At 32.5% G+C, this 14,311-nt stretch carries 8 protein-coding genes; 3 read left to right on the forward strand and 5 right to left on the reverse strand.

Annotated features, from left to right (window positions below):
- The first annotated feature begins 208 nt into the window (after positions 1-208).
- The 3 genes from ACXAHM_RS08395 to ACXAHM_RS08405 are packed head-to-tail and all read left to right on the forward strand — an operon-like array spanning position 209 to position 6,854.
- Positions 209-2,617 (forward strand): TolC family protein, encoded by a 2,409-nt coding sequence (locus ACXAHM_RS08395; protein WP_474959977.1) that lies wholly within the window; start codon positions 209-211, stop codon positions 2,615-2,617.
- 16 nt (positions 2,618-2,633) lie between these two features.
- Positions 2,634-3,743, forward strand: coding sequence for an efflux RND transporter periplasmic adaptor subunit (locus ACXAHM_RS08400; protein WP_474959978.1), 1,110 nt, complete (start codon positions 2,634-2,636; stop codon positions 3,741-3,743).
- Positions 3,744-3,749: 6 nt separating this feature from the next.
- A complete protein-coding gene (locus tag ACXAHM_RS08405; RefSeq protein ID WP_474959979.1) occupies positions 3,750-6,854 on the forward strand; it encodes an efflux RND transporter permease subunit in 3,105 nt (1,034 codons plus the stop codon).
- Positions 6,855-6,936: 82 nt separating this feature from the next.
- On the opposite strand, the gene ACXAHM_RS08410 is transcribed toward ACXAHM_RS08405, so the two are convergent.
- From ACXAHM_RS08410 to ACXAHM_RS08430, 5 genes are all read right to left on the reverse strand, one after another.
- Complete coding sequence (locus ACXAHM_RS08410; RefSeq protein ID WP_474959980.1) at positions 6,937-9,204, reverse strand: Ig-like domain-containing protein; 2,268 nt, start codon at positions 9,202-9,204, stop codon at positions 6,937-6,939.
- A 268-nt stretch (positions 9,205-9,472) separates the two neighbouring features.
- Positions 9,473-10,231, reverse strand: a complete 759-nt coding sequence (locus ACXAHM_RS08415; RefSeq protein ID WP_474959981.1) for a LytR/AlgR family response regulator transcription factor — start codon at positions 10,229-10,231, stop codon at positions 9,473-9,475.
- 13 nt (positions 10,232-10,244) lie between these two features.
- Positions 10,245-11,363 (reverse strand): sensor histidine kinase, encoded by a 1,119-nt coding sequence (locus tag ACXAHM_RS08420; RefSeq protein WP_474959982.1) that lies wholly within the window; start codon positions 11,361-11,363, stop codon positions 10,245-10,247.
- A gap of 3 nt (positions 11,364-11,366) precedes the next feature.
- Entirely contained in the window at positions 11,367-12,359 is a 993-nt protein-coding gene (locus ACXAHM_RS08425) for a sensor histidine kinase (RefSeq protein WP_474959983.1), read from the reverse strand.
- Positions 12,356-14,092, reverse strand: a complete 1,737-nt coding sequence (locus ACXAHM_RS08430; RefSeq protein WP_474959984.1) for a hypothetical protein — start codon at positions 14,090-14,092, stop codon at positions 12,356-12,358. Before ACXAHM_RS08430 ends, ACXAHM_RS08425 begins: the two co-directional genes overlap by 4 nt.
- Between the last annotated feature and the right edge of the window lie 219 nt (positions 14,093-14,311).

Here is a 14,311-nt window from a genome sequence, read left to right on the forward strand (position 1 = left end):
CTATAAAATATTTATTCTTTACCCCACTGAAGCAAGTTGCATAAATGAAATGTAATCTGCTTTTTTTGCTTCAAAAAAGAAACGGTGTAACATTTATTTTTAATATGTAAGATTTTTTTACGTTAAATAGAACAAAAATAATTTTTTACTTCAATCTTAGTTTACATTTTTGTAATTTAAAATATAGCAAAAAGATATACTGTTCAAAATGTTTGAAACAACTAAGTACTTATCAATTTCAATTATCTATTTTCTTATACTTTCTTTTTTTTCAGCACAAAAAGTGCAGAGTCAGGATAAAGTCCAAGATATTACTATAGGTATTCTTTATGACGCAGCCGTTTATAAAGATTCAAAATTTATTGAAATACTAAAAAAAGAAGTTCCTGCAGTGATGGGCTCTTCTTATAATGTAAATTTTCCAGAAGAATACCAATTGACTTGTAATTGGGATAATTCTATTGCCGCAGAAAAATTTAAAGTTTTAGAAAATGATGAAAAAGTAGATGTCATAATATGCCTTGGTGTATTAGGGTCTACGATTGCCATTCAACAAAAAGAAGTGACAAAGCCGACATTTCTTTGGGGTGTAATTGATCCTGATGGGCAAGGAGTTCCATTAACAGCTGATGGAACTACAGGCATAAATAATGTAAGTTTTATTATTACTAGCTCATCGCTGAAGACTGACTTAGAAACATTCAAAGAGGCAGTTCATTATAAGAAAATTGCCATTTTATTTGATAATTACATTCATACAGTATATTCTCCTACCAAACCACTAGATGATGCAATGCTTGAAATGGGCGTTGAGTATAAAGATTTTGGTGTTGATACTTCTATTGACGAACTCACTGCAAAAATAGATACTTCATATGATGCAGTTTATGCTTCTTACCTATTTAAACTTCCAGTGGAAAAAAAGAAGCAGTTATTTAAAAATTTAGCAGATAAAGGGATTTATGTTTTTACAGCTGAAGGTGAAGAAGGTGTAAAAAATGGTGCTTTGGTCGGGTTAAAAACAGCAGATAAGTTTGACATTATTGCCAGAAGAATTTCATTAAACATCGAGGCTATATATGTAGAAAAGAAAAATGCAAAAGACTTACCTGTTCATGTTGACTATGAAGAAAAGATAGTTTTAAACGCTGCTGTAGCAAAGAAGTTAAATTACCTTCCAAAATGGAATGTGATTTTTAATGCAGAATGGGTGGATGCTTTACCAGAAGAAAGTGATTTATTGAGCTTAGAAAATGTTTTGGATGAAGCAATAGCCAATAACATGAACTATAAAGCATCTAATTACGCTACACTTAGTGGAGATGAAATGCGTAAAGTTGCCAATTCAGCTTTGATGCCAACGATTAATGCATCGGTTGCAGGTACTTGGATTGACCAACCTACAGCAGATCGATCATTTGGTACAAGAGCAGAAAGACAATTACAAGGTAGCTTGGAAATACAACAAGTGATTTATTCTGAAAGAGTATTTACAAATGCTAGGGTTCAGAAATACTTACAACAAGCTAGAGAATCAGGGAATGAGCAAGTGATGTTAGATGTAGTCTATCAATCTTCTATCGCATATTTCAATTTATTATATGCGAAAACACAAGTAAGAATTACAAGACGTTATCTTGAGTCTACAAAAAGAAACTTAGAAATAGCACAATTAAGAGAGAATGTTGGTTATTCAGGAAACTCAGATGTATACCGTTGGGAATCTAATTTAGCACAATCTGAGCAACAATTGATTGATGCCAATTTACAAGAAAGACAGCAAATGTTGGTACTTAATAATTTGTTGAACAGAACAATGAGTGATGATATTTTTGTCAAGGATGTAGAATTAACAGATGGTATTTATGCCGGCTTAGCATCTGAAGGAATGGCGAGTTTAGTAGATGACCCAATTTCATTATTAATTGTTTCAGATTATGTGGTAGATCGAGCTTTAAGTCAACGTCCAGTTGTAAAACAATATGCTGCTCAAATGTTAGCCTTACAACGTCAACAATCTTCAGATAGTAGAAATAGATTTATTCCTGAAGTTGCATTACAAGGCACTTACAATAGATTTTTATTAAGAGGTGGTCAGGGGTCAGAACCAGTGACAATTCCTGGAGGCGGAACCTCTTTAGATCCATTAGATCAAAACTGGAATTTTGCGGTAGTCGCCTCTATTCCATTATTCTCTGGTTTCAGCAGACAAAGAACCTATCAGAAATCTAAATATGATCGCTTACAATTAGAATCTGAGCAAAATCAGATCAATTTAGATGTTGAAAAAGAAGTGCGTTCAGCCTTATATGATTTGGCAAGTACATCTACAAATATTACGAATTCTCGTGAAGCGATGGAAGCAGCGCAGAAAAACTTTGAAATTGTTCGTGATAACTATTCAAAAGGTAGAGTTTCGATTATTGAATTAATTGATGCACAAAATAATGCATTTGAATCTGAGCAAAATGCGGCTAACGCAGTTTACCAATTCTTACAATCATCAATGAAAATTCAAAGAGCTGTAGGTGAGTTTAGCTTATTGAAAACAGATGAAGAAAGAGATCAAACAGATCAAGACATTAAAGATCTTTTAGAAAGACTTAATAACAACTAGGAAAAATACGAAAACAATGATAAATAAAATTTCAAAATTAATAATCTTATCCCTCGCTGTGCAGATGTTTACAGGCTGTGGAAATAAAGAGGAAAAACAAGAAGAGGTGATAAGGCCAGTAAGATATTCTGAGGTTTATTATTCTGGTGGTGAAGCTTTTCAAACTTTTGCAGGTGTTTCTAAAGCAGGTACTGAATCTCAATTAAGTTTTAGAGTAAGTGGTGTTTTAACGAGTATTCGAGTTGTTGAAGGTGATGTTGTAAAGAAGGGGCAACTGATAGCTACAATTGATGATTCCGATGCTAAAATTGCTTTCCAACAAACTGTAGCACAAACACAGAGTGCAAAAGTGCAATTGGAAACAATGAAAGCGAGCTTAGATAGAACAAAGAAATTATACGAAGCAAATAACGTTTCTTTATCAGAGTATGAACAAGCAAAAAATGCATTTTCATCTGCCCAAGCTGCTTATAAAAATAGCCAACAAACAGAGGACTTAAAAAGACGTGAGTTGAGTTATTATAAGTTATATGTGCCAATGAATGGTATTATTGCAGAGAAAATAGCCTCAAGAAATGAAAATGTAAGAGCAGGTGATCCTGTTGTGAAATTTGCTTCTGGTAATGACCTTGAGATTAAAGTTGGTATTCCAGAGAGATATATTTCTAAAATTAAAGTAGGTGATAAAGTAGATGTTTCTTTTACAGCGGTAAATGGAAAATCCTTTAAAGGTAAAATCACAAAATTATCTTATGTGTCAGATGTATCTTCTACCTTCCCTGTGACTGTCTTATTAGATACTAAATCAAAAAATGTACGTCCAGGTATGTCAGCCAATGTGACATTCCAAGTACAGAAAAAATCTTCAGAACCTTTTATGATCGTACCAGTAGATGCAGTAGGTGAGGCCGTTGATGGTAACCGATTTGTATACACTGTAGAAAAAACAGGTGAAAAAGAAGGAATTGTACACTATAAAACAATTAAGGTAGGCCAACTAAGTGGCAAAGGTTTTATTGTTGAAAGTGGTTTAAAAGAAGGAGACCTTGTAGTTACTAGTGGTGTAACAAAAATTAGCGACGGCTTAAAAGTCAAATTCCTAAAAAGATACGAACAGAAATTCTAGAAGAGAATGAATATTACTGAATTTTCAATTAAATATAACGTACTTACCTTAACATTGGTCGTACTTCTAGGCTTTTTAGGTTTTCAAACCTATGAACAAATGCCTCGTGATAGTATGCCACCCTTTACGGTTAGGTATGTATCAATTGTAACCACTTACCCTGGAGGTTCTCCAGAACGTGTTGAGATGCTGGTAAGTGATAAGATCGAAAAACAACTTCAACAAGTTTCCGAATTAAAATACATCAAATCAGAGTCTAGGAATAATGTGTCCATTATCACTTTGGAAATCAAAGAAATGTACACTGAAATGCAGCCTATCTATGATAAAATTCGACGTAGAGTAGATGAGGTGAGACCTGAATTACCAGACGATTGTTCTATACAAATAAAGGATGAAGATATTGTCGATGTTTTTGGTGTAATTTATTCAATTACAGGTGATGGTTATACCTACAAAGAACTATATGATATCGCAAAAGATGTAAAAGATGGATTGATTAAACTACCTAATGCAGCTCGTGTCGAAATTGTTGGTGAACAAGTAGAAAATGTATTTGTAGAGTTTGATAATGCTGCAATTTCTAAATATGGTCTTACAACAAGTATGATCAAAAATGCAATTGCGAATACCAATATTATTTTCCCTGGCGGTGATGTGAAATTTGGTACTGAAAGAATAATTCTTGAACCTACAGGTAGTTTTGAAGCTGTTGAACAAATAGGAGAGGTTGTCATTCCATTGTCCAATGGTAATTCAGTTCACTTAGGTGATATTGCAAAAATTAGAAGAGGTTATAAAGATCCTGCTGAGAGTATCGTTACCGTATCAGGACAGCCCGCAATTTCTTTAGGTGTAAAACTTAAGGATGGTGGTAACGTCGTTCAGTTGGGTAAAGAAATTGATGAAAAGATTAAATATTACCAAGAACAATATCCATGGGGTATTGAATTTACAAGAACAGCATCTGCTGATTTATATGTAGAATCTTCTGTAAATAGTTTTGTAAGCAACCTTATCCAATCAGTAGCAACAGTATTGGTGGTGATGTTTATCTTCTTAGGTTTCAGAACTGGTCTCGTTGTATCTGCATTAATCCCTTCTACGATTGTCATTACTTTTGTAATCATGGGATTATTGGATGTAGGATTAAACCAAATCTCGTTAGCTGCATTGATCATGGCCTTGGGTATGTTGGTAGATAATGCCATTGTGATGTCTGAGTCCATTATGGTAAAAATGGAAAGGGGAGCAAAAGTATATGATGCAGCTATTGACTCCGCAAAAGAATTAATGGTTCCGTTATTAATTTCTACATTAACAACATCAGCAGCATTCTTAGCTTTCTTCCTTGCAAAATCTACAATGGGTGAAGTAGTAGGTCCAATTTTCGTTGTAATTACAATTGCATTGATGAGTTCATGGGTCATGTCGATTACATTGATTCCATTATTGGCCACTTACCTTATTAAAGTAAAACAAAAAGACACGTCAAATGAAGATGAAAAGTCTAATTTTGATAAGTTGATGGATTACTATAAGCCGTTCTTAATTTGGAACCTAAAACGTCCATTTATTTTCATCGGGATCATTTTATTATGTTTCCTTTCGATGACGAAAATTGCACCTTATGTTCCTTTTATCTTTATGCCTGATTCTGATAGAGCTTTGGTAACAGTCAATCTTGAACTACCAATGACATCAGATATTTCAGTAACAAAAGATGCGGTAGAACAGGTGGATGAATACCTTAAACGTTTCTTGCTCACTTCGTCTGAAGTAGAAGAAGGACAAGAAGGTGTTCTTGATTATACCTCTTATGTTGGTGAAGGTGCACCAAAATATGACTTAGGTTATAGAGCGCCAGAGAAATCATCTTATGCAGCTCACATTTTGGTAAATACCACCTCAAATGAATTCAACCAAGTTGTAATTGATAGTTTGGATTGGTTCTGTTTTAATCATTTCCCTGATTTGCAACCAAGAATCAAACGATTGGGGAGTGCAGGTGGTGCAGATAACCCTATCGAAATTCGTATTTCAGGAAGAGATCCTTTAGTACTTTATGACTTAGTAAATAAAGTAAAAGAAAAATTAGGAAGCGTTGCAGGAGCGAAAGATATAAATGATGATTGGGGATTAAAAACGAAGAAATTTGTGATCAAAATTGATCCGGATAGAGCAGAATTGGCAGGGGTGACCAACCAAGATATCGCACTATCAATGTTGACTTCAATTTCAGGTGTTGAATTAGATCGTTACCGTGAAGATGATGAATCTATTCCAATCATGATGAAAGATGCTCATGAAGGTGAATATACTTTAAGAGAACTAGAGTCAATGAATATTTATGCACAAGGAAGTGGAAATAATGTACCTTTAAAACAAGTAGCAGATATCATTACAGATTGGCAGTTCACTAAAATTAAACGTTATGATTTATTCAAAACGATTACAGTAACAGCCAATGTTGCTAAGAATACAACATCCAACGAAGTAATGAAAGATGTAATTCCATGGTTGGAAGAAGATCAAAAAACTTGGGATACAGGTTACTTCTATGATTTTGGAGGTGATATTGAGAAGACAAAGTCAGGTATTGGATCTGTAGTCGCATTCTTACCTTTATCTTTCTGTATTATTATCTTATTACTAGTTGGACAATTCAATTCGATTAAAAAATCATTGATTATCTTATTTACTATTCCAATGGGTGCAATTGGTGTTTACTACGGTTTATTCTTTGCAAACTCTTATATGGGATTCTTTGGATTCCTTGGTCTAGTTTCCTTAGCAGGTATCGTAATTAATAATGGTATTGTATTAATTGATAGAATTGAGATAGAGTTAACAGAGAATAATCGAGCGCCTGCAGATGCTATTGTAGCCGCAGCAACAGAACGTTTCCGTCCTATCTTATTGACCACTGCAACCACAGTTTGTGGATTGATTCCACTTTGGTTAGGTGGAGGTATAATGTTTGAACCACTTGCCATTAGTTTATTATTTGGACTATTATTCGCAACAGTTTTAACATTAGTACTCGTTCCTGTATTTTATAGTTTATTTTATAAAGTAAAGTACAAAGATTACGATGGTTCGAATTTATAAATAAAAAAATAAGGCTGTTTCAATTTAGAAACAGCCTTATTTTTTTACATAACTTTTTGATATAAATAGCTACGTAATTTTATTATTGGACTATTATTTTTTGAGAAAATTTCCATTGATTATCTGATATAACTACTGTATATGTGCCTTTGTTAAACCCTCTGACATCAATCGTAGCATTATTCTGAACTTGTGATTCAAAAACTTTTTGTCCCCAAATAGAGAATATTTCTAAAGTAAAATCATTTGAATTATCACCTAAATCAACTTGAATAAATTTTGAACTAGGGTTAGGGTAAACTTTAATATCTGTAAGAAAATAATCACTACTTAAAACGGGATCTTTTATAACATTGATTGTAAAAGAGGAAGTAAAATTTCCATCTTCAGTTGTCGCTGTAATTTCAGTTGCACCTAATGTCAGTCCAACAACTTTTCCTTCATCATTTACTGATGCAATGGATGAATTTTTAGAGGACCAAGTCACATTTTTATTCTTAGCATTAAGTGGAAAAATTTGAGCAGTTAGTTGCATGGTCTCATTGATTCCAATTTCAGCTTTATCAGCTTGAACTTCAACAGCAGTTACTGCTATTTCAGAACTCTCTAGATTACTACTAAAGCTATTATCTGCACCAATATTTGAGATCAAATGACGTACATCTACAGGATTACCATATATATCTGTAGCAGTATATAATGAGACATTTTTGAAAATACCCTTACCCGCCATTGGGAAAGAAGGTTCATGGAATTTTGTTCCTAAGTCAATTGCAGGACTCGTTTCTTTTATTTTATATCCTTCAAAGGTACTATCTCCTTCATTTACAAATTCAGGATCTTCATCAACTACTTTATTTTGATCTAAATCGGTGAAATTTGTAGAAATGTCCCCATAGAAAAGGTTGTTACTCACTACCAATTCACTTCCTTCTTCAATATCTATCTCCACACCATCGGCTCCAATTGCCGCTCCATTAGTGACTTTGAAAATGTTATTGTAGATATAAGTGTTTTTGGCATAGATTGAAATGTCTGGCTGACAAATACTCTTATTTAGGTATACTGTGTTATTGTAAATGTAGTTACTATCTGATCTTATGGGTACCTCATCTGTTCCTACATATCCAGAAACCCAGATTGAGTAACCATGAAAATCTCTTTGCCCATCATTTACACTAACATTAAATCTAAAAGTACTATTCACACAATCACCGAGAATTTCAACAAATCCACCTTCAGTATCTTCACTATAATTATATTGGAATATAGCATTCTTACTAAAGAAATCGATATGTCCCGCAGCACCGTATGTATCACCAAAACCACTTGATCTGTATTGTCTATTGAATTGTACAATGATATTTCTAGCATCCCAGATCCAAATTCCTTCACCTCTTCCAAATAATCTATCCTCAGCATTATTTTTTTCTCCTTGACCTAAATCAATGAAATCATTCTTCTCAACCAAGCCATTACATAAAGAGGCGAATACAATACCATCACCACCTAATTTCTCAAAAGTATTATTTCGAATAATGAAATTTTTATTTCTGTCTTCATCATCTATTGGGTTGTTTCGAACATTAGAAAGGTGTCTAACATTAATACCTCTACTGCCAATATTATAGAAATAACAATCTTCTATCAATACATCTTCAATCCCAATTTCTTTAATTGGATCAACAGTTAAATCATTTTTTTCAGAATCGAAAAATATGCCATGAACGTTATAATAATCTAGGGTGAAATTACCTTCCCAATCTAGCATGTCATAGCCTAATATATCTGTTATTTTCAGATTTCTAAAAGTTAAACCTTTAATAACACCTCCCCATTTATTGGCAATTACTTTAATTCCAGTTGCTGAGTTTGTTCCCCATGTTAAGTTTCCAATGTGTTTTCGATCATTTTTGACCCAAATATCATTTACTGTGATATAGCTTGTATTGGTTAATTTAATTGTATCATGAAAATCCCCATTAGGAATATTACCTGAACCACTAAGAATAGGTAACTCTCCCTCTCCATAACTACCAATCACAATGGGGTCTGATTCTGTTCCAGATAACAGGACTACTAATTGTCCTTCAAATAAATCACCTTTTCTAAATAGAAGTTGATCTCCAGGATTAAGTATTCCCCCTTTATTTTTTTGTTTAGAAATTTCTGTGGCTTTTGCTAATGTCTTCCAAGGAGATTCTATTGTACCTGAATTACTATCATCTCCATCATTGCTGAAATAATACTCTTTTGCTGATAAATTACCTGAAAAAAGGATCAATGTGATTGATACTAGCATCAAAAGTCCATTTCTTTTAAGGTATATGTAATTTGTAATATCTTTCATTTTATAAAATCCTTTTCATTTCCTTAGTAATAATTCCTATTACAATGATAGAGATTCATAATTTGAAGACTGATTATAAATTCGTCATTTATTAGTATAAAATGTACACAAAAAATAATGAGACATTTAAGTAAAATATGAGCAGACTTTGAAGTGCAATCATAAATAGGGTATAAATTGATTCATTTTTGACAATTTTGAACATTAATAGTTCATTAATTTATAAAAAAAACTTGTGACTATCATGTAGCCACAAGTTCTCAATTTTTTAACCAATCCATTTCTTAAATTCTTTGACTTTATCTCGACCCACAATTATCTCCTTATGTGTATTGACATTAAGGGCTATAAAAAGTCGACTATTGGAATGTTTTTGTATCTTTTGAATAGCCTCACGATGTACAATAAAGCTTCGACCTGTCCTGAAAAATTCATTGGAATCTAACATTTCTTCAAGCTGTTCCATTTTGAAATCGACGATATATCTTCTACCAGATGTGGTATACAAAAATGTATCTCTACTTTCTGCGCCAAAAGCAGCAATTTCGTGCGTTTGAATACTTTTTATACTATCTCCAACTCTGACCATAAATCGTTTTTTGAATTTTTGATTATAGGTGTCTAAGAGAGCATCTATTTGTCCATTATGAGCCTCAGAAGAAGTATTATTTTGAAGTAATTGAAGTTTATGAATGGCTTTAGTGAGTGCTTCATAATCCACAGGCTTTAATAAATAATCAATACTATTTGCTTTAAAAGCATCTAGTGCATATTCATCATAAGCTGTTGTAAATATTATTGGAGTAGTCACATTGACATTCTCTAAGATATCAAAAGCAATTCCGTCCGTTAGGTGAATATCCATAAATACTAGATCAATATCTTTTTGATGCGTATTGAGCCAAGTACTTGCTTCCTCAACATTATCAATCATTTCAACAATTTCGATTTCGAAGGGTGTTTTGGATATCTGACGTTTTAATTTTGCTTGTGCAGGTTTTTCGTCTTCTATAATTAAAGCTTTCATAAGCATAAATTTTCTATTGGAAGATGGATTGATCTGTAGTATTCATTTCGGTATCTGCGTCCATTTTCCAGTTTTTATTTTCCACTTGGAATGTCGGCAGTTTTATGTGGCAGTCTTTCCCTTTCTTAATTCTTAAAATAGGAGTTTTGGTATAAATCATAAACGTTTCTTCGATAGACTGCATTACTTCCTTCATAGAGTCCGGTTTGTCTAATTTTTCATTACAACTATGTGCAACAACTAGTATAGATTCTTCCTCGATGAAAAACTTAAGATGTAGGGGTTGAATTGGTGTCGCAATATGATCACTTGCGATAGCAACGACTAATCTTGATAAGATTACAGGAGGAATAACCAATGATTCGGAAATATACTCATCAATATTAAATTCATAAGATAAACCACCTGAACGAGCTTCTTCTAATAACCTTACAACATCTTTCGTAGTGTTGATGGCTTCTTTAACAGAAACAAATTCCTCTTTCCGATTATTAATAGTATTTCTATATACCTTAGCAAGTCGCTCAGCATATTCTTCAGCTTGATCGGGATCTTTATAAGCCAGACCAATTAGTGATTCTAACGTCTCGTACAATAGTGGTAAATTGGCATCTTCTGCAAAAAGTCTCATTTCTTTCGAAATAAATTCAGCTCGTTTCACCTCTTCTGCATTGATGACTTTATTTTTTAGTTCAATTAATTTGGCGCCCCACCATGCACATTCAAAAATGATTGTTTGAAAGACAAATAGACCTTGAAAAACATATAATTCTGAAAGGAAATTTTCAATTTTTGAATAACCAATCAACTGGGTAAAGTAAATATAAATTAAGATGCCAATGATGATTCCTGAAGCCAAAATAACACCGCTTACGTGATATATTATTTGTTCAGCAATAGATTCTATAAACTTCACTTTTTCGCCTATAAAAGTTGAAGAATAGATCACGGAGAAGTTCCAAAAATAGGCAATAATAATACAGACAAGCCATTCAGCTCTAAAATAGGTTTCCGTTAATTCACCAATTCTATTAAATACTAAAAGTAATAGAAAATAAGTGATACTTCCAGAAAAGATAGGGAAGAACAATCGGTAATAAATAGATGAACGATTTCCTATAAGATGTAACATATTTTAGGCAGAGAGTAAAGGTAGTGTAACTGAATATTCTTTTTCGGTATGGTTAATTTTGATTTGATCTTGCTGCATTATCTCATACCTTTCTTTGATATTTTCGAGTCCTACTTTGGTAGAAGATCTTTTCCGAGGCGTTTTTGTAACATTATTTGTGACGGTAACGGCTTTCTCATTCTCTTCAAATTTAATTATAATTTGAACAGGTTCTTTATCCGATAATACATTATGTTTTACTGCATTTTCTACCAACATTTGAATAGACAAAGGAGGAATTAATCCAGTATTTAGAGCATTATCAATTATAATTGAAATACTTCGTCCATGTCTTGTTTTTAATTGAAAGGCAAAAGCTTTGACTAATTGTATTTCATCCTCCAAGGCAATCAAAGGTTGATTTGCATATTTCATTACATACTGATAGGTCTTTGCAATACTTCTAATGTATTTTTCAGCTTGTAAAGCATCACTTGTAACAAGGTAGGCAACTGTATTTAGACTATTAAATAAATAATGTGGACTCAGTTGATCCTTGAGTGCTTCAAGTCTTAGTTCAGATGCTTTTCTTTTATTCTGTAGAACATGTATATGTTGAATAGAATACTGTTGATAGGCAATAACTAAATATTCGATCACTAATATAGCAATCAACAAAACTGAAAATAGAATAATTATTTTCGTTGTGATATCAAATACATAAATGGGTTCAACATATTTCTTCATGGTTTCCTTCATCAAATAAATTAGAGGAATTGCACTTAGTGTAGAACCTAATCCTCTGAAGGCTATTTGTGAAAAAATACTTTTATTTCGATTCACGTAATTGGGAATAGCTCCACCTAGAATAAAAATTACAGTTCCCAAGAAAAACCATAAGAAGGTCTCAATATTTTTAACGAATGGTGCAATTTGTACTTCAGGATCATACAAGAAATATCCGTAAAGAGATGTTCCCAGAACAATAAAAACGCTGTTTTGAATTATAGTTTTCATTTTTGAAGCGCCTCCATCGCTTTAGTTCTTTCATAAGTAGATGAGATCTTATTTGCTGTATCTTTATACAATTGGATTAGAGTTTCATCCTTTGATTTCAAAATGTCTTTAGCGATTACCTCTAAAGCATCCGACAATTCATAATTTGAAGTAATATGAGCTGCAGTGATAAGGTACTCCTGATAATGCTCTTTATTGAATTTGTCAGACTTAGCTATCGCTTGTAATACACTAGAAAGGTCATAGTTACTTGAAATATTCTTAGCGGTTGAATAAAAAGAATGAATTGTATTATCCTTTTCAAGCTCATGATTTGTAAATTCATCAAGTAATGACGCAAGTTCCACATTAGATGTAATATGTGATGCGGTTTTAAAAAAGATCATTCTTGTTTCGTTAGACCAATACTTCCAATTGTCCAGTGATCTTTCTAAAGTTTTTCTTAATTCATAAGAAGAAGTAATATTTTGAGCAGCAATCAACAGAGCATTGTTTTGATCTTCGTTCCAAAGTTTATTGTTAGGAGCACTGAAGGCAGCTTCAACTGTTTTGGCACATTCATAAGAAGAACTGATTTCTGAAAGTGTTACTTCTAAGCTTCTGGCAGGCATCTTATTTACCTTGTATTTAAATGCTTTTCTTAGTGTTTTTGAAAGTTCATATGAACTACTAATTGATTGTGCAGCATTTAACCAACCTTCCCATTGCGATTCTGATAATCCATTTCTGATATCATCATTTTCAATAATATCAATCAAACAACTCGCCTTTTCATAAGAAGAAGAAATTTCATCGATACCATTAAAGTAGTATTCAAGACCTTTTTTATTGTTATAAATAATGAAACTATCACTAAAATAAGAGGCAAGATCGTGTGATGAAGTGACATTTCGAGTGACTTCAATTGTAATCTTTTTTAGATCTTTCGAATTAATATCATTTCTACTGATCAATAATTTATAAAAATCCGATTGCACACTTGAACCACCAAGGTCTTCGATATAATCCAATACTCTATCAAGACCTCCAGACTTCATTCTTTTCTCAATTCTACTTTCAGCAGCAATAGTAGAAGTTCGAATTACTTCTGGTAAAATATCTGCCAACCAAATTTTTCCATCAGGATCAAAAGGAGTGACGCTATTTCCTACAAAAAATTTATAGGTAAGTTTACCATCATCATCTGATTTAATCACTACTTTTCTTTTGTTGCCAAAAGTACTTTTCGATAGTGTAAAGTGACCACCTCTCGATATTCCTACAATATTATCTTCATCATCATTCAATTCGATTTTTCCATTATAATCTAATTTAAATGAAGAAATAAATGTATTGACATTATATCTTGTTTCTCTTTCAATTTCTCTGTTGATTCTTTCAATTTCTTCTTGTTGAAGTATCACATATTCTTCTGCCTTTCTAATTTGTTCCTCAATCACATCTTGATCAATTTGAAAATCAAGGCTATCGAGTTCTATTCTGATATCTTTAATATCAACAATATCTTTAAAGATAATTTTCATATCCTCCATTTGTTCTAATTGAACTTCCGCAGCAATTTTTCGAGCTTCTTCAGCAACTCTTTGTGCTTCTTTTTCAATCTCACCTATATTCAAAACAATTGTACTATCAGAATCAGCCAATCGAATGACTTGAATTTGAGCAACGGCATTGGAGATAAAAAGTGATGAAAGGATTACGTAGAAGGTGATATGTTTTAAGATTCTTTTCATAATTAAAAATATTAATTTGACACTAGTAGTTCGTTGTTGATACAATTCTAAAAAGTTGTTTTGTCAAATAAAAAATAGATGTAGTGAAATGTAACTTTAGTGTAGTGAAATGTAAATCTAGTTTAATCACTTAAATTCTAAACTTAATTTAGTCATAAGTGTTTATAGAGGCAAGGTATAAAAAAAGCCACCTTTATTAAATAGGTAGCTTTCATTAAT

The organism is Flammeovirga sp. AWQ4_249 (genome assembly GCF_056161045.1).